This is a genomic window from Xanthomonas albilineans (assembly GCF_009931595.1).
GTDB lineage: Bacteria > Pseudomonadota > Gammaproteobacteria > Xanthomonadales > Xanthomonadaceae > Xanthomonas_A > Xanthomonas_A albilineans.
This window is the reverse complement of sequence record NZ_CP046570.1, coordinates 1252481-1275869: the sequence shown is the minus strand read 5'-3', so window position 1 is coordinate 1275869 and position 23389 is coordinate 1252481. Positions and strand designations below refer to the sequence as shown.

Annotated in this window: 22 protein-coding genes and 1 pseudogene; 12 read left to right on the top strand and 11 right to left on the bottom strand. The window is 63.3% G+C overall.

The window, feature by feature from the left end:
• The first annotated feature begins 49 nt into the window (after positions 1-49).
• The 3 genes from XaFJ1_RS05355 (at position 50) to XaFJ1_RS05345 (ending at position 3244) form a co-directional block, all read left to right on the top strand.
• On the top strand, positions 50-1933 hold the full coding sequence (locus tag XaFJ1_RS05355) for an ABC transporter ATP-binding protein (RefSeq protein WP_012915646.1): 1884 nt from the start codon (positions 50-52) through the stop codon (positions 1931-1933).
• Positions 1930-2352: a hypothetical protein gene (locus tag XaFJ1_RS15875; protein WP_012915645.1), complete on the top strand. Its 423-nt coding sequence runs from the start codon at positions 1930-1932 to the stop codon at positions 2350-2352. Before XaFJ1_RS05355 ends, XaFJ1_RS15875 begins: the two co-directional genes overlap by 4 nt.
• A gap of 112 nt (positions 2353-2464) precedes the next feature.
• Entirely contained in the window at positions 2465-3244 is a 780-nt protein-coding gene (locus XaFJ1_RS05345; RefSeq protein ID WP_045756782.1) for a ferredoxin--NADP reductase, read from the top strand.
• A 55-nt stretch (positions 3245-3299) separates the two neighbouring features.
• On the opposite strand, the gene XaFJ1_RS05340 is transcribed toward XaFJ1_RS05345, so the two are convergent.
• Both XaFJ1_RS05340 and XaFJ1_RS05335 read right to left on the bottom strand, forming a co-directional pair.
• Positions 3300-3791, bottom strand: a complete 492-nt coding sequence (locus XaFJ1_RS05340; protein WP_012915643.1) for a glutathione peroxidase — start codon at positions 3789-3791, stop codon at positions 3300-3302.
• 241 nt (positions 3792-4032) lie between these two features.
• Complete coding sequence (locus tag XaFJ1_RS05335) at positions 4033-4611, bottom strand: hypothetical protein (protein ID WP_012915642.1); 579 nt, start codon at positions 4609-4611, stop codon at positions 4033-4035.
• Positions 4612-4787: 176 nt separating this feature from the next.
• Between XaFJ1_RS05335 and XaFJ1_RS05330 the strand changes: the two genes are divergently transcribed.
• Entirely contained in the window at positions 4788-4997 is a 210-nt protein-coding gene (locus tag XaFJ1_RS05330) for a hypothetical protein (RefSeq protein WP_045757907.1), read from the top strand.
• A 67-nt stretch (positions 4998-5064) separates the two neighbouring features.
• Here XaFJ1_RS05330 and XaFJ1_RS05325 read toward each other — a convergent pair whose 3' ends face one another.
• From XaFJ1_RS05325 to XaFJ1_RS05315, 3 genes are all read right to left on the bottom strand, one after another.
• Positions 5065-5571: a MarR family winged helix-turn-helix transcriptional regulator gene (locus XaFJ1_RS05325; RefSeq protein WP_012915641.1), complete on the bottom strand. Its 507-nt coding sequence runs from the start codon at positions 5569-5571 to the stop codon at positions 5065-5067.
• A gap of 187 nt (positions 5572-5758) precedes the next feature.
• Positions 5759-6601, bottom strand: a complete 843-nt coding sequence (locus XaFJ1_RS05320; protein ID WP_045756780.1) for a DUF3298 and DUF4163 domain-containing protein — start codon at positions 6599-6601, stop codon at positions 5759-5761.
• A gap of 82 nt (positions 6602-6683) precedes the next feature.
• Positions 6684-6959: a GNAT family N-acetyltransferase gene (locus XaFJ1_RS05315; protein WP_104629956.1), complete on the bottom strand. Its 276-nt coding sequence runs from the start codon at positions 6957-6959 to the stop codon at positions 6684-6686.
• Positions 6960-7151: 192 nt separating this feature from the next.
• Here XaFJ1_RS05315 and XaFJ1_RS05310 point away from each other — a divergent pair, with 192 nt between their 5' ends.
• Entirely contained in the window at positions 7152-7352 is a 201-nt protein-coding gene (locus tag XaFJ1_RS05310) for a hypothetical protein (RefSeq protein WP_012915638.1), read from the top strand.
• Positions 7353-7461: 109 nt separating this feature from the next.
• Here XaFJ1_RS05310 and XaFJ1_RS05305 read toward each other — a convergent pair whose 3' ends face one another.
• Entirely contained in the window at positions 7462-8097 is a 636-nt protein-coding gene (locus XaFJ1_RS05305) for a rhomboid family intramembrane serine protease (RefSeq protein ID WP_012915637.1), read from the bottom strand.
• Positions 8098-8105: 8 nt separating this feature from the next.
• Positions 8106-8264, bottom strand: a complete 159-nt coding sequence (locus XaFJ1_RS15790; protein WP_155393527.1) for a hypothetical protein — start codon at positions 8262-8264, stop codon at positions 8106-8108.
• Positions 8265-8741: 477 nt separating this feature from the next.
• On the opposite strand from XaFJ1_RS15790, the pseudogene XaFJ1_RS16430 reads away from it, so the two are divergent.
• The 3 genes and pseudogenes from XaFJ1_RS16430 to XaFJ1_RS05295 all read left to right on the top strand — a co-directional run.
• Positions 8742-9239 (top strand): annotated as a pseudogene (locus XaFJ1_RS16430) (endonuclease/exonuclease/phosphatase family protein); the annotation flags it as partial.
• A gap of 309 nt (positions 9240-9548) precedes the next feature.
• Positions 9549-11717 carry a beta-glucosidase family protein gene (locus tag XaFJ1_RS05300; protein ID WP_045757229.1) on the top strand — a complete coding sequence of 723 codons (2169 nt, stop codon included), beginning with the start codon at positions 9549-9551 and terminating at the stop codon, positions 11715-11717.
• A gap of 130 nt (positions 11718-11847) precedes the next feature.
• A complete protein-coding gene (locus XaFJ1_RS05295) occupies positions 11848-12720 on the top strand; it encodes an endonuclease/exonuclease/phosphatase family protein (RefSeq protein ID WP_012915635.1) in 873 nt (290 codons plus the stop codon).
• Between the two features lie 103 nt (positions 12721-12823).
• On the opposite strand, the gene XaFJ1_RS05290 is transcribed toward XaFJ1_RS05295, so the two are convergent.
• Positions 12824-13435 (bottom strand): superoxide dismutase, encoded by a 612-nt coding sequence (locus XaFJ1_RS05290; protein ID WP_012915634.1) that lies wholly within the window; start codon positions 13433-13435, stop codon positions 12824-12826.
• A gap of 368 nt (positions 13436-13803) precedes the next feature.
• On the opposite strand from XaFJ1_RS05290, the gene XaFJ1_RS05285 reads away from it, so the two are divergent.
• Both XaFJ1_RS05285 and XaFJ1_RS05280 read left to right on the top strand, forming a co-directional pair.
• Positions 13804-14274 (top strand): guanyl-specific ribonuclease, encoded by a 471-nt coding sequence (locus XaFJ1_RS05285; RefSeq protein WP_012915633.1) that lies wholly within the window; start codon positions 13804-13806, stop codon positions 14272-14274.
• A complete protein-coding gene (locus tag XaFJ1_RS05280; protein WP_012915632.1) occupies positions 14271-14720 on the top strand; it encodes a barstar family protein in 450 nt (149 codons plus the stop codon). Before XaFJ1_RS05285 ends, XaFJ1_RS05280 begins: the two co-directional genes overlap by 4 nt.
• A gap of 133 nt (positions 14721-14853) precedes the next feature.
• Here XaFJ1_RS05280 and XaFJ1_RS05275 read toward each other — a convergent pair whose 3' ends face one another.
• Positions 14854-16743: an ATP-binding cassette domain-containing protein gene (locus tag XaFJ1_RS05275; RefSeq protein WP_045757228.1), complete on the bottom strand. Its 1890-nt coding sequence runs from the start codon at positions 16741-16743 to the stop codon at positions 14854-14856.
• Between the two features lie 277 nt (positions 16744-17020).
• Between XaFJ1_RS05275 and dbpA the strand changes: the two genes are divergently transcribed.
• Positions 17021-18397, top strand: a complete 1377-nt coding sequence (dbpA, locus tag XaFJ1_RS05270; protein ID WP_012915630.1) for an ATP-dependent RNA helicase DbpA — start codon at positions 17021-17023, stop codon at positions 18395-18397.
• A gap of 95 nt (positions 18398-18492) precedes the next feature.
• Here dbpA and XaFJ1_RS05265 read toward each other — a convergent pair whose 3' ends face one another.
• Together XaFJ1_RS05265 and XaFJ1_RS05260 are read right to left on the bottom strand one after the other, a co-directional pair.
• The gene (locus tag XaFJ1_RS05265) at positions 18493-21621 is read right to left on the bottom strand and encodes an efflux RND transporter permease subunit (RefSeq protein WP_012915629.1); all 3129 of its coding nucleotides are present in this window, start codon (positions 21619-21621) and stop codon (positions 18493-18495) included.
• A 6-nt stretch (positions 21622-21627) separates the two neighbouring features.
• Positions 21628-22791 carry an efflux RND transporter periplasmic adaptor subunit gene (locus XaFJ1_RS05260; RefSeq protein WP_012915628.1) on the bottom strand — a complete coding sequence of 388 codons (1164 nt, stop codon included), beginning with the start codon at positions 22789-22791 and terminating at the stop codon, positions 21628-21630.
• Between the two features lie 123 nt (positions 22792-22914).
• On the opposite strand from XaFJ1_RS05260, the gene XaFJ1_RS05255 reads away from it, so the two are divergent.
• Entirely contained in the window at positions 22915-23364 is a 450-nt protein-coding gene (locus tag XaFJ1_RS05255) for a hypothetical protein (protein ID WP_012915627.1), read from the top strand.
• Positions 23365-23389: the final 25 nt, after the last annotated feature.

Genomic DNA, 23389 nt, shown 5'->3' with positions numbered 1-23389 from the left:
GTGGACACCCCACACTCCCCGCCCACACCAGCATCGGCACACTGTGCCGATGACATCCGCCTCTCCGTCTCACGGCGCCACCCGCCCCGCCTCCCGCACCGGCCCAAGCCTGCGCGAACGCTTCGCGGCAATGCGCAACCTGCCGCCGTTCCTACGCCAGATCTGGCAGAGCAGCCACTGGCTGACCCTCAGCAGCATCGGCCTGCGCATCGTCCGCGCACTGCTGCCTGTGGCTGCGCTGTACGTCGGCAAATTGCTGATCGATGAGACCATCCACCTGGTCGGGCAATCCCAGCACATCGTCGCCTTCGGCCAAGCGCTGAGCAGTGGCCGGCTGAACCGGCTACTGGAACTGCTGGCGCTGGAACTGACGTTGGCGATCGGGTCGGACCTGCTCGGGCGACTGATCAGCTATGCCGACACGCTGCTGTCGGAACTGTTCAACAACAGCTCCAGTGTGCAATTGATGGAGCATGCCTCACAGTTGGACCTTGAGGATTTCGAGAACCCAGAGCAGCAGGACCGGCTCGACCGCGCGCGACGCCAGACCATGGGCCGGATGAACCTGATGAGCCAATTGTTCGGCCAGGTGCAGGATGCGATCACCGTCATCAGTTTCGCGATCGGTCTGCTGGTTTACGCACCGTGGCTGATCGCATTGCTTGCGCTGGCCTTGCTACCGGCATTCATTGGCGAAGCGCATTTCAATGCGCTGGGCTATGCGCTCAACTTCCAATGGACCGCCGAGCGCCGCCAACTCGACTACCTGCGCCAACTCGGTGCCAGCGTCGAGACCGCCAAGGAAGTGAAAATCTTCAACTTGCACAGGTTTCTGATCGCGCGCTACCGCACGCTGGCCGAGCGCTTCTTCCAAGCCAACCGCACGCTGGCACGCAAGCGCATGCTGTGGGGCACGCTGCTGGCCGCGCTGGGCACGCTGGGTTACTACGCCGCCTACGGCTATATCGCCTGGCGTACCGTGCGTGGGGATTTCAGCATCGGCGACCTGACCTTCCTGGCCGGCAGCTTCCTGCGCCTGCGCCAATTGTTCGAAGGGCTGCTGATCGGTTTCTCACAGGTGGCCGGACAAGCGCTGTATCTAGACGACCTGTACGCATTCTTCCGCATCGTGCCTGAGATCCGCTCGCGGCCCGACGCCTTGCCGGTGCCGCGTCCGATCGCGCACGGCATCGTGTTCGAAAATGTCGGCTTCCGCTATCCCGATGCCCAACGATGGACGGTGCGCGACCTGAACTTCGAACTGCGCGCAGGCGAAGTGTTGGCGCTGGTGGGCGAGAACGGCACCGGCAAAACCACCCTGGTCAAACTGCTGGCGCGGCTGTATGACCCCGACGAAGGCCGCATCCTGCTCGATGGCCGCGACTTGCGCGATTACGATCTGGACGACCTGCGCAGCAACCTCGGGGTGATCTTCCAGGACTTCGTGCGCTACCACTTCAGCGCTGGCGAGAACATCGGCGTCGGCCAGATCGCAGCGCTGAACGACCATGCACGTATCCGCCGAGCAGCGCAGCGCGCGATGGCCGCCGAGTTGATCGAGAGCCTGCCACAGGGCTACGCGCAGGTGATCGGACGCCGCTTCAAAACTGGCGTGGACCTGTCCGGCGGACAGTGGCAGAAAATCGCCATCGCCCGCGCCTACATGCGCGAGGCGCAGGTCATGATCCTCGACGAACCGACCGCGGCGCTGGACGCGCGCAGCGAGTTCGAGGTGTTCCAGCGCTTCAAGGAACTGTCCGCAGAGCGCACCGCCGTGCTGATCTCGCACCGCTTTTCCAGCGTGCGCATGGCCGACCGCATCTTGGTACTGGCCGATGGCCGCATCGAAGCCAATGGCACTCATGACGAGCTGATGGCACAAGGCGGACGCTACGCGGAACTGTTCGAACTACAGGCCGCTGGGTATCGTTGAGTCCGATCCCCCCCAATCCGACACCCGCCACGATGCATCGCTTTCTGCCCTGCCTACTTGCCGCCCTGCTTGCCGCGCCCGCGTCCGCCGCCCCGTCGATGCCAGTGGACTACAGCGCGGCCAAGGCCCTCGCAGACCACGACGAGGCCATGCTGCCGACGCCACTGAGCGAGCATTTGCACACGCTGCAACGCGCGGCACTGGACGAGGGTGTGGCCAATTGCGCCACGCCGCGTCCGGATACCTCCGCGTTCGTCATCGTAGTTCAGTTGCAGGCCGACGGCAGTGTCGGCGCAAGCTGGCGCAATGGCACCACACCGCTGGCGCTGTGTCTGGAACGCTTTCTGCGTCAACGCCCGCTGCTGGCGCCGCCGCAGGCACCGCTGTACCTGTCGTATGAAATCTCGTTCGAGAAGTGAAACGAGCTGGCGCGCAGATCCGACGTCGGGACGGACACAAATAAGATCGGATATCGCCTGAACAACCATGGGATAGAATGATTTCCGCTCCTTCCCCATCACGATCAACAGCATGTCCTCCGCTTTTGGCCCCGAAACGGTGCTCGATGTCCGTCACTGGACCGACGACTACTTCAGCTTCACCACCACCCGCAACGATGGCTTTCGTTTCGAAAACGGCCAGTTCGTGATGATCGGCCTGGAGACGGAGAGCCGGCCGCTGCTACGCGCCTACTCCATCGCCAGCGCCAACTGGGAGGAGCAGCTGGAGTTCTTCAGCATCAAGGTGCCGAACGGCCCACTGACTTCACGCCTGCAGCACATCAAGCCAGGCGATTCGGTGCTGGTCGGTAAGAAACCCACCGGCACGCTCCTGATCAGCGACCTGCATCCAGGCCGGCATCTGTATCTACTGGGCACCGGCACCGGTCTGGCGCCGTGGCTGTCGGTAATCAAGGATCCGGAAACCTACGAACGCTTCGACAAAGTGATCCTCACCCACGGCGTGCGCTTCGAGAAGGACCTGGCTTATCGCGACTATGTCGAGAAGGAACTGCCGCAACACGAATTCCTCGGCGAAACCATCCGCGAGAAACTGCTGTACTACCCGGCGGTGACCCGCCAGACATTCCGCAACCATGGCCGCCTCACCGAGTTGATCGTCAGCGGCGCGATGCAGCGCACGCTGGGCCTGCCGCCGCTGGATCCGGAGCACGACCGCGCGATGATCTGCGGCAGCCCACAGATGCTGGCCGATCTGCGCCAGAGCCTGGACGCGCGCGGCTTCGTCGCTTCGCCGCGCATCGGCGCCCTGGGCCACTACGTATTCGAGCGCGCTTTCGTCGAAAAATAGTGCGGCAGAAGCTCGATCCGTCGTCAGGACTCGACGACAGCAGGCATCGCCGCGCTCAGCCCAACGCGCGCTCGATCTGTACGGCCAGCGCTTCCGGCTTGGTGGTGGGCGCATAACGCGCCAGCACCTGCCCCTTGCGATCAAGCAGAAACTTGCTGAAATTCCATTTGATCGCCGCGATTCCGAACGCACCCGACTTTTGCTGCTTGAGCCAGCGCCACAACGGATGCGCATTCTCGCCATTGACCTGCACCTTGGCGAACATCGGGAAATCGACACCGTAGCTCAACGAACAGAACTGGCGGATCTCATCGGCATTGCCCGGTTCCTGATGACCGAACTGATCGCACGGGAAACCGAGTACCACCAGGCCACGATCGCGGTACCGCTCCCACAGCGCCTGCAGACCTGCATATTGCGGAGTGAAGCCGCATTTGGATGCAACATTGACGATCAGCAGCACATTGCCGGCGTAATCGACCAGCGGCTGAACATGGCCATCCAGGGTCGTCGCAGTAAAGGCATAAGCCGTGGTCTGCATCTCCATGAGCCTCGTTTCTCGGGAATGGTACTAGAGCGAGCCTGCACATCGCTGCCGCCGCCACGCTCGGCCACTCGCAGACAGCGAGCGGCATCTTCACTTCCACGGGGCAAACTCCACTGCAACAGGATCGGGACGAACAAAACACTCGCATGGACAGCACGACGCCCGGACCGGCCGGGCGTCGTGACAAACCGATCGACATTAGGCACGCCGTAAAGGGCGATACCAATGCGCACCGATGTGCTTACTTGCCATCGGCCGAGACACCGGCATCCGCGCCAAGTGAGGCAGAGCCACTGGCCTGATTCCCTTCCGCGCCCGCCTGACCCGAAGCCGACACGGCACCACCGGCCGCACCGCCCTTGGTCGCGCGATGCGACGCGCTGCCCTTGGCGTGACTGTGTGCTTTACCGCTCGCGCCCGCCACGCCATCCATACTGCCGGCCGCGTCGCCTGCGGCAGACAGCGCCGTACCGGACTTAGCTGCGTTGGCAGCAGTACCCATCGCGCCCTCGGCCTCGGTCATCGCCCCGCTCGCCGTCTTGCGTGCCGCCGCCGCACCGCGCGCTGCGCCCGCCCGTACGTGCTGCGAGGTTTGTTCGATGCCGTCGCGGGCATGCTCCAGCGGAGCGCCCGCATCCACTCGGCCCGCGCCCGCAGCGGTAGCGCCCAAATTCCCCGCCGCCTGCCCGCCCAGGGTGCCGTTCACCGCACCGCCCAGGCCGCCCGCGCCACCCAGTGCCTGCGCACCAGCACACGGCGCCATCGCCACCATCGCCACCAGCACCGCGCTCGCCATCAGAGTCTTGGTCTTGCTGTTCATTGCGTTCTCCTCATTCCGCCACCGGGAATCAGTGGCTTGGTCCCTTATATACGAGTCAAAAGCAACGCCACTTCAACAGGAACATAGATGCAGACAGGCCGCATTCACCGGCTGGGCATGCGCGATGCCCCCTCACCGCACGCCCAAGCTTGCAACTACGCGCAGACTTCGCCGCAATGCTCGATGCACGTATTCCGGCACGCATCTTGACGAATGAAAACGCACACCAAACAGCATCAGTACCTGAGGCCGATCAGCCAACCACCGACATGCATGCCTATGTCAAGCGCAGCGGCACCGCGACGCAGCACGGCAACGGCGGCACTGGGCGATACCAACGTTTGACGACAGCGCCGGGAGCTCTGGTACAAACACTGGAGCTGTAGCTCACGGTGAGTTACAGGTGAGTTACAGGCCAAGATCTGTAACGGCGAACGGCACGCGCGGCTGGCGCTAGCCAATCTGAGCGTGAGAGTCGACGCCACTCAACATCTTTTTCAGCAAACGCTCCAATTGCTGCTGTTCGTCGACATTCAGGCCTTTGGTTTCGGCGTATAGAAACGCGCACACATCTGGCAACAGCCTTTCGATCAAGGCGATACCGGCTGGTTGCAGGGTCATTGCAACCTTGCGGCGGTCTTCATGACTGGCCATGCGCAACAGCAAACCCTTGCTGCAGAGGCTATCGGTAAGGCGGGTGATGTTGGCCGGTTTCTCACTGGCAGCCTCGGCCACTTCGGTGGGAGTCATGCAGTTGCCGGGTGTGCCGTACAGCATCATCAGGATATCGTATTCCGGCGGGCTGATGCCGTAATCCTTAAGCGCCACGCATGCGTTGGCGTGGACGCGCTTGTAAAGATGCTTGACCAACCGCATCAACACGGCCGGAGAACGTGGAAATGCATGGTAGCGCTCGCATGTGTAGACCACACGTCGCTCGGTCTGATCGAAACTGCTCATAGGGGTTTGGGGGTAATCGCAGGTGGAGAGTGGAGGCGAAGACAACAATGCTGCTCAGTGTGACTGATGCCGAGGAAAGTGGAAACGTCGGCATGCTCGGTTCAACATTGCACACTCCCGATACAAGGCGCGGCGACGGCCCGAACAGGAACCCGCCACAGGTAGTCGCTTCGCCTTGCAGCAGTAGCTAGGCGACGAACAACCTCGCATATTCGGGTGCAACCAGAGCACGCAATACACTGGCCGGCACGTCGACTATTTGCGTGCCATCGGAATACGCCCCCACCTGGTACGGCGGAAACACAAAGCGCACAGCGGTGATTTTGCCGCTCGCATCGACCAGCGGCTGGAACTGACTGAAGTTGCGGGCCTGCGGCGTGGTGCCCTCGGCGATCAGCTTGTCGACATTGAGTATCAGCTGATCCTGATCGTCTCGCCGCAGCTGCGCGGCATGAACCCGTGCTCGCAGCGCATGGTGAAGTTGCGCGGCAGCGTAAGTAGCCACACTCTTCCAATGACCGGCATCGGGGATCAATTCCTCGGCGGTCAGCATACGTTGCTGCTGCGGTAACCACACAAAACGCACAAGCAGTGGCTCGCCATGAGCGCCACCGGTATAGCGACTGCCATCGGCCGCCAACGCGACCAGATCCGGCTGTTCCAGCAACAGATCGAACTGCAGGGACAATTCGTAAGGTGCACGCGAACGGTCGTTACCGATGCCTTCGACCGCCTGCATCAACTCGCCGCGCGCACGCTGCGCATAACGATTAGCCGCCTCGGCCAGACCCGGATAGTGGTTGATGGCCGCAGGAAAAGTCATCCCAATCACATAGTTTGGGTTGTGCTCGACGATGTCCTTCAACTCCAACGCTGCGGCACCGGTTGCTGCAACAGACACATCGGCCTGGCTCGCTGACAGCGTTGGCGCCAAGACGGTCGTCTGCTCGCGCTTACACCCGAGCACTGACAATGTCACTGCCAGTGCAAGCACAACCCATGCCACTTGCCGGTTACATCTGATTTGCATGCGCTGTCTCACGTCGACTTTCCCGTGTTCTGCTGTGTGTACGTGAATGACGCACATCGTGCGGTTGAGTTGCCCTGAGCGCTCAACCGAGCAACACCGCGTATTGTGGGTGGCGTTGAATGAAGACCGCGGCATACGAACAGGACGGTACGACCTTCATTCCTTGCGACTGTGCATATTCCAACGCTGCCGCCACCAACATTGCGGCTAGGCCACGGCCACCGATCGCGGTCGGCACGCCGGTGTGGACGATCACCATGCGCTCGCGCTCCAGCACGTAGTCGAGTTCGGCCCTGTGACCGTCAAGGTGCAGGGTGAAGCGACGCTCTTGCGGCTCGTGCGCGATGGAAGCAGCCATGAGGATCTGAGGAAGGAAGTGTCTGCGGTAGCACAGTGTCCACATCCGCTCGCCACCGTGATGTGAAGCAAATCGTTCGCTAAAGCACACTCAAGTCGCGCCATCGGCAGCCGCTACCCTCATGACAGGGCAATGCCTTGGCATGGGAGTTGCATATCCCATCACAACACGATCGAACAGGGGCAAGGCGTAATGAGCGAGAACAGATATCAGCAGGGCGACCCAGATGCAGCCATGCTAGAAGAGATGTTCCAACTCGCACTCAACGGCGAACTCAACGACGGAAGATTCAAGCAACTCAACGACGAGATCTACGAGCGCCTGCGGTGCACCTACGAAAATTCTGCCATCGGCAGCGCCAAGGCGCAGTTACGCGGCCAACAAATCGGTTGACGCCGGCACGACCACCGCACGTGCTCACCCAAGCTTGCCTCGTCCCGTGCAGAAGAGACAACGCCACTGCACCCTGAGCAGCCGCAACGCGCGCTGCGGCTGGTGCAATTCAGCCGGGGCCAAAGCGCGGGTTTGCCAACTCGCTTAGAAAATGCTGCAGCACCGCTGGCTGCATGATCAGCACAAACATCACCCCGAACCCCGCACCGGCCAGATGCGCGCTGTGATTGACATTATCGCCGCCGCGGCGATCCATCCAGATGCTGTAAGCGACGTAGAACACCGCGTAGATGATCGCTGGGATCGGGATCGGGATGAAAAAAAAGAAAATCCCGGTCCAAGGCGCTATGAGGATGAAGGCGAACAGCACTGCCGACACCGCACCGGAGGCACCCAGACTCATGAAATTGGGATTTTTCCGGTTCTTCAGGTAACTCGGCAGAATCGAGACCAGCAGCGCTCCAAGGTAAAACAGCGGATACACCAACGTGCTGCCGGTCAGACGCTCCATCAGCACTTCGATCGGGCCGCCGAAGAAGTACAGCGTGACCATATTGAACAGCAAGTGCGGGAAATCGGCGTGGATGAAACCATAGGTCACCAATCGGTCGTACTGCTTGTGACGATCAATCGCCGGCGGCCACAGAATCAGCCGGTCGAGCAGCCTGCGATTGTTGAACGCCCCCCATGACACCAGCACGGTGAGGACGATGAGAATCAGATTGATGGGGGGGATGGAGGGCATGCGAGGTCTCAGATGGAAAGGTAATGGTCAACCATGCGCCCGTGGCACGCGGATAGCCCGAACAGGCCCGAAGCAGCGAACGCGGCGAAGAAGAACATCAGGAAGGTGGTCTCGCTAAGCCCGCAGCGGCCGATATGCGCAACGACCCACGCAGTGAACAGCATCATCAGCACCACCTCTCCAGGGTTCAAGACGCCATCATGGGGCCAATTTCGGCAAGGTGCCAAGATGATCCGCCCTTGGCTAACCGCCACCTACCATCGATGCTGCCATGCAGCACAACCAAGCCGGCGAGATCGCAAGCCGCTCTGCTCGGCACCGATCTGCACCAACATGGCATAAGCTTCCATCCCCTACCCGCAGTGGGCGACATTGCCAATAGAGACCTTCCGCACCGACGACGCCAGCTTCGCCACCCATTCAAACGCGCACCGTCGGCGCCGACGCGCTGTTCCTGCCAATCGCCCAGCCCAAGGCACGGCTCCTGATGGCTCTGCTGGAACTGCATGCGCCTGACTCCTTTTGTATCCGATCATGATTAACGACGAAGCACCGTCCTCATACCACCAACGCTAATCCCACAACCGTGAGATGAGACTGATGCGACATTCCTTCAGCTACCAGAGAAAGGCCACAGACCCGCTATGAAAGCATCCATAGTATTGCGTTGCCTCGCAATCGCCTGGCCGGTCCTCGCCACGCCAGTGCCAGCCACAGCCACGGACACCCCGACTCTAAGCGTAGTCACTCTGAACCTGTCTCAGCATCGACAGGACTGGCCGCAGCGCCGCGACCAAATCGCCGATACGCTGCGCGCGCTACGACCGGACGCCATCGTCCTGGAAGACATGCCGCAGGACGACGCACTGCCTGATCAAGCACAGTGGCTGGCCGCGCAGCTCGGCGAGCCGTGGGACGTCGCCAGCATCGATTCGCCCAGTGCAAACCGGCGCCACGATAATGCGCTACTGACCCGACACCCGGTCCTGTCGCGCGAACAGATTCACCTGAACCCACGCGACAGCGACAGCAATGCCACGCGCCTGCGCCTGGAAGTGAGCGCTCGCGTAGTGAATCTCTACACCGCTCCACTGCACTTGAATCGCGCCGACGGCACCCGTAACCAACACGAGTTACAGGATTTGCTTGCGTGGATCGCGCACAGCGCCGACGGCGCACCGTCGCTGCTGGCGAGCGATTTCAAAGCCGGCACCGATGCAGCGGGATTAGCTGCGCTCCGCCGCGATTTCGACGACAACAACGCCAACCTTGACGGGCACGGCAATCGCCGTCCCGGCAACGCGCTGAATTCAAAACGTTCAAGGCCCGAGCCCGTCTCCAGGCTATTCTTCCAGCGCGAGCGCTTTGTCCCGGTCGCCAGCCGCAGCTTGTTGCAGACAACCAATCGCCACGGCGCCTCGGCTTCGGACGACTTCGCTTGGCTCAACACATTGCGTCTGCTGCCTAGCACCAACATCGATGCACAGCATCCGTGGGCCGACCGTAGCCTGGCACCAGACCGTCGCGCCGCGCTGCTGGTGCAGGCTATGACCCAGGACGAAAAATTCCAGATGCTGCGCAGCTACTTCGGGCTTAGCAAGAACGGCAATCCGCGTCCGCCCGGCGCGATCGGCTCGGCCGGCTACGTACCGGCGATTGAGCGCCTGGGCATCCATGCGCAGCAACTGGCCGATGCCGGGGTCGGCGTGACCAATCCAGGCAACATCCGCCCCGGCGACCATGCCACAGCATTGCCGTCCACGCTCGCCACCACCTCCACATGGAACCGCGAACTAGCCTACACCGGCGGCGTCACCATGGGACGCGAAGCGTGGCAGCAAGGCTTCAACGTGCTGCTGGCCGGCAGCGTCAACCTACAGCGCGATCCACGCAACGGTCGCAACTTCGAGTATGCCGGCGAAGACCCGGTGTTGGCCGGCGCCATGGTCGGCGAATTGATCCGCGGGGTGCAAAGCCAGCATGTGGTCTCGACCATGAAGCATTTCGCGCTCAACGACCTGGAAACCGGGCGCGACAGCCACAGCGCCGACATCGGCGCACAGGCCATGCACGAATCGGACCTATTGGCCTTCGAACTGGCGCTGAAGATCGGCGCGCCGCAGGCGGTGATGTGCGCATACAACCGCATCAATGGCGTGTACGCCTGCGAGCACGACTATTTGCTCAACAAAGTACTGAAACAAGAATGGAAGTTCCCCGGCTACGTGATGTCCGACTGGGGCGCTGTGCATAGCGGCGCCAAGGCGGCGATGGCCGGCCTGGATCAGGAGTCGGCCGGCGAAGCGTTCGACAAAGAAGTGTACTTCGACCAGCCGCTACGCATGGCCGTAACGGCCGGCAGCGTGCCGCAGGCACGCGTGGACGACATGGTCCGGCGGATCCTGCGTGCCTTCATCGCCACAGGCAGCTACGACCACCCGCCGCAACACCAACCAATCGACGATGCCGCTGGTGGGCTGATCGCGCAACGTCTGGTCGAGGAAGGCACGGTGCTGCTGCGCAACGAGCAGCAGACGCTGCCGCTACAGCGCAACCTGCACCGCATCGCGGTGATCGGTGGACATGCCGACAAGGGCGTAATCGGCGGTGGCGGTTCATCGATGGTCGGCTTCACCGCCAACGGCGGCAATGCGGTACCGGACATCGCCCCGACCACGTGGCCCGGCCCGGTGATGTACCACCCCTCCTCGCCGCTGCAGGCGCTGCGCAAGGCACTACCAGAGGCGCAGATCGACTACGCCAGCGGCGATGATCTAGCCGCCGCGGCCAAGCTCGCGCGCAGTGCCGAAGCGGTGATCGTATTCGCCACGCAGTGGGCGGCCGAATCGGTGGACCTGCCCGACATCCGCCTTCCCGGCCAGCAGGACGCGCTGATCGCTGCCGTGGCCAAGGCCAATCCACGCACAGTCGTGGTCCTGGAGACCAATGGCCCGGTGGCGATGCCGTGGCTACGACAGGTGCCGGCGGTACTGGAAGCCTGGTACCCCGGCATCCGCGGTGGCGAAGGGCTGGCGCGCCTGCTGCTGGGCGACGTCAATCCGTCCGGCCGCCTGCCGGTCACCTGGCTGCGCGACGTGGCGCAACTCCCGCGTCCCTCGATTCCAGGACTGGGCCCCAACCCGGCACAACCGGCCGGCCGCAACGTCGATTACACCATCGAAGGGGCCAATGTCGGCTACCGCTGGTTCGCCGCGCGCGGGCTGAAACCGCTGTATCCGTTTGGCTATGGTCTGTCCTACACGCAGTTCGCCTACGCCAACTTCAGCGTGCGGATGGACGGGGCCAATGTCGTCGCCAGCGTCGAGGTGCGCAATACCGGCACGCGCGAAGGCGCCGATGTCGCCCAACTGTATCTACGCCTGCCGCAAGGGCACGCCACGCCGATCCGCTTGGTCGGCTGGAAAAAAGTAATGCTCAAGCCCGGCGAAAGCCGTCGCATCCACATCGTCGCCGAGCCCAAGACCCTGGCCGACTACGACCCGGCACAACGCCACTGGCACATCGCCGCCGGCACTTACGCATTCATGCTTGGACGTTCGGCGACACAGGCCGAAGCCAGCGCGCCGCTGCAGCTGCAAGAGAGGGTGCTGCCCCCCTGACAGTCCCAGAAACTCCGGCAGCGCATGCATCAGGCGCGGGCGCGATGATGGCTTGCGGCTCGCGTCGCAGCCGCAAGCCATCTCGCGCCCTACACGCAATGCTGAAGACAGGCGTCCTAGCATGGAGCCAATGAGCACCCTCATTTCTCCATGGCATCGCACCGGCTGGTTGCTACTGGCCGCGGCGGTGCATGCGCAGGCGCTACCATCCGTAGTGACTTCAGAGCATGGCGCACCGGGGGCCGCGCTCACGATTGTCACACTCAACCTTGCGCAGGAACGCGACGCTTGGCCTACGCGCGGCGAACACCTCGTCGAAGCGCTGCAACGTCTGCATCCCGATGCCATTGCCGTACAGGAAGTGCTGCAAACCCCCGACATGCCAAATCAGGCGCAGTGGCTGGCGGCGCGACTCGGCTACCACTGCCACTTCATCAGCCCCGACCCGCCAAGCCGGCCACAGCGCCGCGGCAATGCGCTACTGACCCACCTGCCGGTATTGGAAGAAGCCGAAACCCTACTGCATCCGTCCGAGGACTACAGCGTGGCCGGACTGGTACGGGTGGAACTGCACGGACAAGCGCTGAACCTGTATTTCACCCGTTTGCATGCGGCGCGGGACGGCAGCGCCAACCGCCGCGAACAGGTCGACGACCTGATGACCTGGATCCACGCAACCGCCGAGGGCGTCCCCTCGCTACTGGCCGGCGGGTTCTTCGCCGCCGCACGCGCACCGGAATTGGCGCCATTGGCCACGCATTTCGACGACGGCGCCATCCGCGTGCACAACGAAACCCCGCGCAACAACCTGGACCTGCGCCTGCTCAAAAGCGCGCAAACCACCAACCATGTGTTCTTCGAACGCGGCCATTTCCGGCCATTGCGCAGCGCACGCCTATTTGAGGATCAACCCGCCACTGCGCACTTGGCCACCGCACACGGCCTGCTGATGGCACTGCAACCGCTGGATCAGGCGCCAGAGCCGATATCGGCGCTGCCGTAAGCCGAGGCCTGCGCTTGTGCCAGCGCAGGCATGGGCATCGGATCGCTCCAGAAAGCGAGACTAGGCGAACCCGGCCTCGCTTCCGCGCAGCGCTGGCGCGCGATCAACCGATCGCGGCGTTGTAACGGCGCTCCACTTCTTTCCAGTCGATGACATTGAAAAACGCGCCGATGTAGTCCGGACGACGGTTCTGGTACTTCAGGTAATACGCGTGTTCCCACACGTCCAGACCCAGGATCGGCGTATTGCCTTCGAACAGCGGGCTGTCCTGGTTGGCGGTACTCTCGACCACCAGCGTCTTGTTCGGGGTGACACTCATCCACGCCCAGCCGCTGCCGAAACGGGCCAGTGCGGCCTTGGTGAAGGCTTCCTTGAACTTGTCGAAGCCCCCGAGCTCACGCTCGATGGCCTTGGCGACGTTGCCGCTCGGGGTACCACCCGCATTGGGCGCCATCACCGTCCAGAACTGCAAGTGATTGGCGTGACCGCCGCCGTTGTTGCGCACCGACCCCTGCAAGTTCTCAGGCAGCGACTTCAGCTTGGACAACAGAACCTCCACCGGCAGATCGGCGTACTCGGTGCCTTCCAGCGCGGCGTTGACATTGGTGATGTAGGTGTTGTGATGCTTGGAGTGATGAATTTCCATCGTCTGCGCATCGATGTGCGGCTCCAGATCGGCGTAAGCGTAGGGCAGTTTGGGAAGGGTGTAGGCCATGCGGTTCTCCTGGACGTTCGCTGTCGAAAAGACAAGCGTTGCGTGAGTAATGGTAAGGACGGCTGACGACCTTACCAAGACTGCGAGGAGAGCAACACCCTTTCATGCCGGCGACACGCCATACTGCCGGTCGGCCGCGAGGATCGACGGCCACCATGCCCAGCCACCGGCAAGTCGGGCGTGTGGATTGAAACCTGTCCGCTTGTTTGCTGGATTGCGCCTTTGGCCTTCGTCGCGCCCTCACGGACATGAATCGCGCCCAGCACCAATGCAAATGGCAACGTTTAGAGGCGGAACAGGCAGCCTCGCCCATACTAGGTCAATGGCAACGGTTGCGCGGCACCCGCGCCGTTCCTGCAGGAGTCCCCATGCGTAAACCCGTACTGTTGATCGCCGCAGTCGTGTTGCTGATCGTCGGGCTGTGGGGCATCCGCGCACTGCAGCAACCGCCGCATCCGCAATTCGCGCCTGCGCTCGGCGCTGCGGCGCAAGCGCCATATGCCGTCCCGCGCAGCATGTCCCGCGCGACGCCTCCAGCCACGCAGACTTGGCCGGTTTTCCTGCCGCCGGAAGCCCGCGCGGCCATCGCGCTGATCCAGCATGGCGGACCATTTCCGCACCGCCAGGATGGCAGCGTGCTCGCCAACCGCGACAACCGGCTACCAGCACGCCCACCCGGTTATTACCGCGAGTACACGATTGACACTCCGAGCCCATCGGCCCGCGGCACAGAGCGGATCGTCACCGGCGGCGATCCGCCAGAAGCTTGGTATTACAGCGACGACCACGACGCCAGCTTTCGCAACGTTCAGGTACCCAGAGCCGGGCAAACGCAATGACTGGCTTGCCTTTCGCATTGAACCTCGCCGAGCCGTCCACCTCGGGCATCTACCGCGTCGGCAACCGCGACCTGGACAGCGTCGCCGCGCTCGCCCGCGACGCTGGCCTACGACTGTGCAGGATCGACCTGCACGGCTGCACCGGCAAGGCGATGCTGCTGATGCGAATAGCCGCGCAACTGGACTTCCCGAATGGCTTCGGTCGCAACTGGGATGCGCTGAGCAAAGGCCTGTGCGACCTATCCTGGCTACCCGCGATGACCGGCTACGCGCTGCTACTGGAAGACGCCGGCGCACTCCAGTCGCTGGCTCGCGAAGAATTCGATTTGCTGTTAAAGACACTCGACGACGCGGCCAAAGAATGGGCACGGCAGGGAATCAGTTTCGTCGCGTTCTTGGGGGATACGCAGGTTGCAGAGGACGAGAGCGGCGACCCGCTAGGGTAAGAACCAGCGTCATGGTTTCTTTCCAGCAGCGGGAACGCTGCATCCGATGCGACGACGGTCATCGTCGCAGGGCAACACCACACTGTTGCCATTGCCCTTCCCGGTTCCAGCCAACGGCACCACCGGCCGGGCTCTACCCATCCAAGGCACTCCACCGCGCATACGCCGCATCGAGTTCCGCCTGCGCCTGGGCCAACAGTTGGGTATGGGCGGCCACCGCGGCGGCATCGCCCTGGTAGAACGCCGGATCGGTCATCGCCTCGGTCAGCGTTGCGACCTGCTGTTCCAACGCTTCGATCCGCGCCGGCAGTTGTTCCAATTCGCGCGCATCCTTGTAGCTGAGCTTGCGCTTGGCGGGTGCTGCCGCCGTAACGGCGGGTACAGAGGTCGTCGCCGCCGCAGTGGCCGATGCCTTGGCAACCGCCATTGCGCTGGCCGGCGGCGCGGCACGCTGGCGCACCCAATCGCTGTAGCCGCCGACGTACTCGCCAATGCGGCCATCGCCCTCCATGACCATGGTGGAGGTCACCACGTTGTCGATGAAATCGCGGTCGTGGCTGACCAACAACAAGGTCCCGGTGTATTCGCCGAGTAATTCTTCCAGTAACTCAAGCGTCTCCACGTCCAGATCGTTGGTGGGTTCGTCCATCACCAGCAGGTTCGAGGGTTGCGCGAACAGCCGTGCCAGCAGCAAACGGTTACGCTCGCCACCGGAGAGGCGAGTGATCGGCGCGCGTGCGCGTTCGGGGGTGAACAGGAAATCCTGCAAATAACCGTGCACGTGCTTGCGCTTGCCATTGATCTCGATGAAGTCACGCCCCTCGGCCACGTTCTCGATCGCAGTCCAGTCCTCGCGCAAGGTCGCGCGGTACTGATCGAAATAGGCCACCTGCAAATTGGTCCCGGCACACACCTCGCCACTGTCCGGCGCCAGCTCGCCCAGTAGCAGCTTCAGCAGCGTGGTCTTGCCGCTGCCGTTGGGGCCGATCAGGCCGATCCGGTCACCACGCAGGATCGTCGTGGAAAAATCGCGCGCCATGCTGCGCGTGCCAAAGGCGAAGTGCAGTGCCTTGGCCTCGATCACCTTCTTGCCGGAGGAGTCACCCTGCGCGGCCTCCATGCGCACATTGCCGCCCAGTTCGCGGCGCTGAGTGCGCTCGCGGCGCATCGCCTCCAGCCTTCGCACGCGGCCCTCGTCACGGGTCCGGCGGGCCTTGATGCCCTGGCGGATCCACACTTCTTCCTGCGCCAGCAGTTTGTCGAACCGCGCGTTCTCCTGCGCCTGCGCGTTGAGCCGCTCCTCGCGACGGCGCATGTAGTTGGCCCAATCGCCGGGCCAACTGCTGACCTGACCGCGGTCGATCTCGACAATCCGCGTGGCCAGCGCACGCAGGAAGCGCCGGTCGTGGGTGACGAACACCACGCTGCCATTCCAGCTTTTCAGGAAACCTTCCAGCCAGTCGATCGCCTCGATGTCCAGATGGTTGGTCGGCTCGTCGAGCAGCAACAGATCCGGCGCCGACACCAGCGCACGCGCCAGCAGCACGCGCCGTTTCATGCCTCCGGACAGGCGCGCGAACGCGGCGTCGCCGTCCAGTTCCAGCCGGGTCAGGGTTTCCTCGACGCGCCGATCCAGCGCCCAGCCATCGGCGCCGTCAATCTTGGATTGCACCTCGCTCAGCGCTTCACCGTCGAAGTCCTGCGCATGACTCAGGCGATGAAACTCGGCGAGCCAGTGACCCAATTCGCCCAAACCATCGGCGACCACGTCGAACACACTGCCGGCTGCGCCATGCGGCACCTCCTGCTCCAGCCGCGCGATGCGCACGCCTTGCTGCACGCGGATCTCGCCGTCGTCAGGCTTCAACTCCCCGGCGATCAGCTTCATCAACGTGGATTTGCCGGCGCCGTTGCGGCCGATCAGGGCGATGCGCTCGCCCGGCTCGATCGTCAGTGCGGTCTTTTCCAGCAACAGTGGGCCGCCGACGCTGTAGTCGAGGTTGTGCAGAGTGATGAGAGGCATTGCGCCATTGTACTTCGAGGCGTCCTTCACCGAATACGGAGCAGGCCGCACGCATCGACGACCAAAGATCCGGCACTGTATCTCCGAACCCCGGCGACAGCACAGCGGATGACGCTGCGGCAAACCGAGATCGCAGTGCCACACCTGCTGCAAACCGCACATGCCGCCAGTAAGCACGCCATCGCATCCGGGTTCCAGGCACCGATCCGCCAGGACCGCGATGCGCGCGCGATGTCGCGTCCCAGTCTATTTGTGTGCATTGCGCTTAAAATGGCGTATGACCGATTTCGACATCTTGTCCCTCTCCCCTGCGTTGGCACCCGGCATCGACGCACTGGGCTACACCACGATGACGCCCGTGCAGGCGCAGAGCCTGCCACCGATCCTCGCCGGCCACGACGTCATCGTGCAGGCGCCCACCGGGAGCGGCAAGACCGCCGCCTTCGGCCTGGGTCTGTTGCACAAACTGGATCCAGCCCTGGTCCGCGCACAGGCGCTGGTGCTGTGCCCGACCCGCGAACTGGCCGACCAGGTCGGCAAGCAGGTGCGCAAGCTGGCCACCGGCATTGCCAACATGAAACTGGTGGTGCTGACCGGCGGCATGCCGTTGGCGCCGCAACTGGCCTCGTTGGAGGCACACGATCCGCAAGTGGTGGTGGGCACGCCCGGCCGCATCCAGGAACTGGCACGCAAACGTGTCTTGCACCTGGGTGGAGTGCGCACGCTGGTGCTGGACGAGGCCGACCGCATGCTCGACATGGGCTTCGAGGAGCCGATCCGCGAGATCGCTGGCCGCTGCGACAAACACCGCCAGAGCCTGCTGTTCTCTGCCACGTTCCCCGAGACGATCCGCGCGCTGGCACGCGAACTGCTGAAGGATCCGACGGAGATCACCGTCGCTGGCGCCGAGAGCGCACCGGAGATCGACCAGCAGTTCTTCGAGGTCGACCCCAGCTACCGACAGAAGGCCGTGGCCGGCCTGCTGCTGCGCTTCGCGCCAGAGTCCAGCGTGGTGTTCTGCAATACCCGCAAGGAAGTCGACGAGGTGGCCAGTTCGCTGCAGCAGTTCGGCTTCTCGGCGTTGGCGCTGCATGGCGACATGGAACAGCGTGATCGCGACGAGGTGTTGGTGCGCTTCGTCAACCGCAGTTGCAATGTGCTGGTCGCCAGCGACGTCGCCGCGCGCGGGCTGGACGTGGAGGATCTGGCCGCCGTGCTCAACTACGAACTGCCGACCGACACCGAGACCTATCGCCATCGCATCGGCCGCACCGCTCGCGCCGGCAAGCATGGCTTGGCCCTGAGTCTGGTGGCGCCGCGCGAACTACAGCGCGCGCAGGCCCTGGAAACCGAACAGAGCCTGCCGCTGCGCTGGTCGCGCGCACCACTGGCCACCGCGCGCCCGGCACAGTTGCCACAAGCAGCGATGGTCACGCTGCGCATCGATGGCGGCAAGACCGACAAACTGCGTCCAGGCGACATCCTCGGCGCATTGACCGGCGAGGCCGGCCTGTCCGGCGCGGCCATCGGCAAAATCGCGATCTACCCTACCCGCTCCTACGTCGCCATCGCCCGCGCCCAGGCCAGCAAGGCGCTGGCGAAACTGCAAGCGGGCAAGATCAAAGGCCGCCGCTTCCGGGTGAGTCCGCTCTGACGTACGCCGGGCCGTCATCGGGAATCGGGGACGGCATCGGTCATGGTGATACGTCCCAGCTCGCCGCCGGGATGGTTCAGGAGCAGATGGCCATCCTACCCGCTACTGCGCACCACCGTTGCCGCGTCAACACCATCGCGCAACAACGCGCGCCGCACTAGTACGAAGAACAACGGCACCAGCAGAATCGCCAGCGCGGTACCGAAGAGCATCCCACCGATCACGCTGACGCCGATCTCGCGGCGACTCGCGGCACCGGCGCCGGTGGATAGCGCCAGCGGCAGCACACCGGCGACGAAGGCCAGCGAGGTCATCACGATCGGTCGCAACCGCAGCCGCGCGCCTTCCAGCGCCGCTTCCAACAACGGCCGTCCGGCACGCTGCCCAGACTCGGCGAACTCGACGATCAGGATCGCGTTCTTCGCCGACAGGCCGATCGTGGTCAGCAGACCAACCTGAAAATAGATGTCGTTGACGAAGCCGGCCAGCGTCGTCGCCGTCACGGTGCCAAGTACGCCCAGCGGAATCACCAGCAGCACCGCCACCGGAACCGACCAACTTTCGTACAACGCGGCCAAGCACAGGAAAATAAACAGGATTGAAGCGATGTAAAGCCGCAGCGTCTGGTTATTCGACAATTGCTCCTGATAAGACAGCCCACTCCACTGCAGGTCGAAGCCGGCCTGCTGAGCGACCAGCCCCTGCATCCGCTGCATCGCCTCGCCAGAACTGCTACCGGCCGCGGCGGCGCCCTGGATCTGCACCGCCGGCAAGCCGTTAAAGCGCTGTTGTAATTGCGCCCCACGGGTCCATTTGGTGCTGGCGAAACTGGCAAACGGCGCCATCTGCCCACCGCTACCGCGCACGTACCATTGCTCGATATCCTCCGGCAGCGACCGGTACGGCGCATCCCCCTGCATATAGACGCGCTTGACCCGGCCGCGGTCGATGAAATCGTTGACATAGCTACCGCCCCAGGCGGTGGCCAAGGTCGCATTGATATCGCTCGGCGCCAGACCTAGCGCACTGGCCTGGGCATGATCGATTTCCACCTGCAACTGCGGCTTGTCACCCAAGCCGTTGAGCCGCACCGCGGTCAGGTGCGGATCGTCGCCGGCCTGCTTGAGCACCCGCTGCTGCGCCTTCAGCAACGCCGGCCGGCCAGCACCGTCGGTATCGCGGATCCACAGTTCGAATCCGCTGGACTGCCCCAAGCCACGCACCGCCGGCGGCGACAGCACGCTGATCTTGGCGTCGCCCGAGTCGCGGAAATACGCATTGGCGCGGTCGATGATCGCCTGCGCGGTATTGTCGCGGTTGCGCTCGCCCCAGGGCTTGAGTGCCAGGAACGCCTGCCCGGCGTTCTGGCCGATGCCAGCGTTGTTGCGCCCAATAACCATGAAAATCGCGGTGAGATTATCCTTCTCGTGAGTCATGAAATAGTCGCCGATGCGTTTACCCAGTGCCTGGGTCTTGGCCAATGGCGTCCCTTCCGGCGTGGTGAATTGGATCTGTACTTGACCCTGGTCTTCCACCGGCAAAAAGCCCGTCGGTGTCCGTGCGTACAGCACGACCATCGCCAGCACCACCAACGCGTACAACGCCATCCAGCGCCGGGGGCGCCGCAATAGTGTGTCAAGACGACGCTGATACGCGTCCTGGCCACGCTCCACGCTACGGTTGAACCATTGGAAAAAGCGACTCAGCTTGCGTTCCTGCTCCACCGGCTTGAGCAAGGTCGCGCACAGTGCCGGGGTCAGGGTCAGCGCGACCAGTGCCGAAAGCGCCATCGCTGAAGCAATGGTGATCGAGAACTGCCGATAGATGATGCCGGTGGAACCACCGAAGAACGCCATCGGCAGGAATACCGCACCCAGCACCACCGTGATACCGACCAGCGCACCCGTGATCTCGCCCATCGAACACTCGGTCGCCTCGCGCGGCGACAGATGCTGCTCGTGCATGATCCGCTCGACGTTCTCCACCACCACGATGGCGTCGTCCACCAACAGACCGATCGCCAGCACCATGGCGAACAGGGTTAGTGTGTTGATGGTGAAGCCGGCTGCGGCCAGAATGCCGAAGGTGCCCAGCAGCACCACCGGCACGGTGATCGCGGGAATCAGCGTGGCGCGGCCGTTCTGCAGAAACAAAAACATCACCACGACCACCAGTAAGATGGCTTCGACGAGCGTGTGCACCACCCCCTCGATCGAGACCCGCACGAACGGCGTGCTATCGCGTGGATATGCCACTTTTACACCGGGTGGAAACGTCGACTTAAGCCGTTCGATGGTCGCGCGCACCGCATCGGAAGTGGCCAGTGCATTGGCACCGGAGGACAACGTAAGCGAAAAGCCGGATGCCGGATGACCGTTGAGCGTGGTGGTGTTTTGATAATTCTCCGCGCCGATTTCCACCCGCGCCACATCGCCCAGACGCACGCTGGAACCGTCTTCGCGCGTGGCCAGGATGATGTTGCGGAATTGCTCCGGCGTCTGCAGCCGCGACTGCGCGGTCACCGTGGCGTTGAGCGCCTGATCGGCCACGGTCGGCAAGGCTCCGAGTTCGCCGGCGGTGACCTGGGTGTTCTGCGCCAGGATCGCACTGCGCACGTCGCTGGGCATCAGCTTGTAGGCATCGAGCTTGTGCGGGTCCAACCACACCCGCATCGCGTACTGCGCGCCGAACACGTTGATTTCGCCAACGCCGTCGATGCGGCTGATCGGATCTTGCAAGGTACTGACCAGGAAGTCGGAAATATCGACGTTGTCCAGCTTGTCGGTCGTGTCGTACAACGCCACCACCATCAAACTGTCGCCCTGCGATTTGGCCACGGTCACGCCTTGCTGCTGCACTTCCTGCGGCAAGCGGTTCAGCGCCTGATTGACCGCATTTTGCACCTGTACCTGGGCGATGTCGGGATTGGCTCCCTGGTCGAAGGTGATGCTGATACGCGCCTGCCCGGACGAGGAACTGGTCGAGGAAAAGTACAGCAGGTGGTCGATGCCCTTGATCTGCTGCTCGATCACCTGAGTGACACTGTCCTCCACCGTCTGCGCCGAGGCACCGTTGTAAGTGGCGCTCACATTGACCGTGGGCGGGGCGATGTCCGGATACTGTTCCACCGGCAGAGTGAACACGGCGATGGCGCCAGCGGCCATGATGCAAATCGCCAGCACCCAGGCAAAGATCGGGCGGTGGATAAAGAAACGCGGCAGCATGCCGGCTCAGCCTTGGCCGAGGGCGGCAGTGGCAACGCGGGACTTCACCACCACCCTGGCCCCATCGCTGAGGCCCTGCTGGCCCGCCACCACCACCCGCTCACCCGGCTTGAGTCCCTCGCCGACCAGCCACTGGTCGCCCACCGCGCGCGAGGTGGTGAACTGGCGCTGGCGCACCACATCGTCCGCACCGACCACCCAGACCACGGCATCGCCACGCGGGGTGCGGTCCACCGCCGCCTGCGGCACCAGCAACGCCTGCTGACGGACGCCCTGCCCGACCAGCGCGCGCACATACATGCCAGGCAGCAATTGCACGTCGGGATTGGGGAAACGCGCGCGCAGAGTCACCGTACTGGTGGTTTCATCCACGTCGATATCGGCGAACTGCAGCATGCCTGGCAACGGGTATGTGCTGCCGTCGGAGAGCGTCAACCGCACCGGTGCGCTGGCCTGCTGCACGCCACCAGCGGCAATCGCCCGACGCAGCGCCAGGAACTGACTGCTCGACTGGGTGATGTCCACGTTCATCGGATCCAATCGTTGAATCTTGGCAATTGCATCGGCCTGGTTGGCGGTGACCAGGGCACCCGGCGTCACCCGGGCGCGGCCGATGCGGCCACCAATCGGCGCGAGCACAGTGGCGAAACGCAGCTGCGTGCGGGCCGTGTCCAACACCGCGCGTTGCGCGTCGCGACCGGCCAACGCCTGCTTGTAGGCAGCCTGCGCGTCGTCCACGTCCTGTTGCGCGGCCAACTGCGACTTGCCCAATGCACGGTAGCGCTCGGCGCGCAAGGTGGCAGCGGCCAGGGTCGCTTCGGTCGTGGCAAGAGTGGCCTGCGCCTGATTGACGGCGGCCTGATACAGAGTCGGTTCGATCTGGAACAGCGGCTGCCCGGCGTGCACTGTCGCCCCCTCCTCGAACAGCCGCCGGCGCAGGATGCCGCTGACCTGCGGCCTGACCTCCGACTCCTCAGAGGCGACGGTACGCCCCGCCAGTTCGACGCTCAACGCGACGCGCTGCGGCCGCAGCGTCACCACCTCGACCGTCTTCGGCGATGATGGCGGCGATACTCCACCCACGCCCTTGCAACCAGCGGACACCAACATAGCAACGGACAGGATCAAAAGCAGCGTACAGCGACGCCACCGGGCAAATGGCGCGGGCATGCGCTTGATCCTGGGTAAAGAGAGGGCAATTATTTACTTTACTGAAAGACAAAAAAACATTCATGAAGGGACGCACAACCACTCACACACCGCGTTCACAGACGGCCTAGCGGCTTCGCTGCGGTGCTGCAAGCGCTGCCCAAGGGGTCGACAAAAGTGCATACGGCGCGCGTCTTCCAGGACGGCGACCACGTCTTCCCACACACGGAATACGACTTCTTTGGCCCGAAGATCGGTTCCGACATCTTCCACTTTGTAAACGGCAAAATCATCAAGCACGGGGACAATCTGCAAGCGAAGCCGACCACTCGCACTCCAAGTGGACGCTCGGTGATCGACGAACCGACAACGGCAGAGGACCTTGACAAAACCCAGGCAAACAAGACGCTGGTGGCTGCATTCGTCGACGACATTCTGATCCACGATCGACTGGAGCGGCTAGCCGGCTACTTCGACGGCGACCACTATCTCCAGCATAACCCGCAGGTCGGCAGCGGCGCGAGCGACCATGGCGCATGTCGATTCGGCCCATCGTTAACGCACCGCACACAAGATTCTTGGCGAAGGCAATGATGCGACACGCCCCGATGCACGCCTA

What these genes read in the sequence shown, in the direction of transcription:
- XaFJ1_RS05355 (WP_012915646.1), top strand. Translation starts at nt 50, where the DNA reads ATGACATCCGCCTCTCCGTCTCACGGCGCCACCCGCCCCGCCTCCCGC.
- XaFJ1_RS05345 (WP_045756782.1), top strand. Translation starts at nt 2,465, where the DNA reads ATGTCCTCCGCTTTTGGCCCCGAAACGGTGCTCGATGTCCGTCACTGG.
- XaFJ1_RS05340 (WP_012915643.1), bottom strand. Translation starts at nt 3,791, where the DNA reads ATGGAGATGCAGACCACGGCTTATGCCTTTACTGCGACGACCCTGGAT.
- XaFJ1_RS05335 (WP_012915642.1), bottom strand. Translation starts at nt 4,611, where the DNA reads ATGAACAGCAAGACCAAGACTCTGATGGCGAGCGCGGTGCTGGTGGCG.
- XaFJ1_RS05330 (WP_045757907.1), top strand. Translation starts at nt 4,788, where the DNA reads ATGCTCGATGCACGTATTCCGGCACGCATCTTGACGAATGAAAACGCA.
- XaFJ1_RS05325 (WP_012915641.1), bottom strand. Translation starts at nt 5,571, where the DNA reads ATGAGCAGTTTCGATCAGACCGAGCGACGTGTGGTCTACACATGCGAG.
- XaFJ1_RS05320 (WP_045756780.1), bottom strand. Translation starts at nt 6,601, where the DNA reads ATGCAAATCAGATGTAACCGGCAAGTGGCATGGGTTGTGCTTGCACTG.
- XaFJ1_RS05315 (WP_104629956.1), bottom strand. Translation starts at nt 6,959, where the DNA reads ATGGCTGCTTCCATCGCGCACGAGCCGCAAGAGCGTCGCTTCACCCTG.
- XaFJ1_RS05310 (WP_012915638.1), top strand. Translation starts at nt 7,152, where the DNA reads ATGAGCGAGAACAGATATCAGCAGGGCGACCCAGATGCAGCCATGCTA.
- XaFJ1_RS05305 (WP_012915637.1), bottom strand. Translation starts at nt 8,097, where the DNA reads ATGCCCTCCATCCCCCCCATCAATCTGATTCTCATCGTCCTCACCGTG.
- XaFJ1_RS15790 (WP_155393527.1), bottom strand. Translation starts at nt 8,264, where the DNA reads ATGATGCTGTTCACTGCGTGGGTCGTTGCGCATATCGGCCGCTGCGGG.
- XaFJ1_RS05295 (WP_012915635.1), top strand. Translation starts at nt 11,848, where the DNA reads ATGAGCACCCTCATTTCTCCATGGCATCGCACCGGCTGGTTGCTACTG.
- XaFJ1_RS05290 (WP_012915634.1), bottom strand. Translation starts at nt 13,435, where the DNA reads ATGGCCTACACCCTTCCCAAACTGCCCTACGCTTACGCCGATCTGGAG.
- XaFJ1_RS05285 (WP_012915633.1), top strand. Translation starts at nt 13,804, where the DNA reads ATGCGTAAACCCGTACTGTTGATCGCCGCAGTCGTGTTGCTGATCGTC.
- XaFJ1_RS05280 (WP_012915632.1), top strand. Translation starts at nt 14,271, where the DNA reads ATGACTGGCTTGCCTTTCGCATTGAACCTCGCCGAGCCGTCCACCTCG.
- XaFJ1_RS05275 (WP_045757228.1), bottom strand. Translation starts at nt 16,743, where the DNA reads ATGCCTCTCATCACTCTGCACAACCTCGACTACAGCGTCGGCGGCCCA.
- dbpA (WP_012915630.1), top strand. Translation starts at nt 17,021, where the DNA reads ATGACCGATTTCGACATCTTGTCCCTCTCCCCTGCGTTGGCACCCGGC.
- XaFJ1_RS05265 (WP_012915629.1), bottom strand. Translation starts at nt 21,621, where the DNA reads ATGCTGCCGCGTTTCTTTATCCACCGCCCGATCTTTGCCTGGGTGCTG.
- XaFJ1_RS05260 (WP_012915628.1), bottom strand. Translation starts at nt 22,791, where the DNA reads ATGCCCGCGCCATTTGCCCGGTGGCGTCGCTGTACGCTGCTTTTGATC.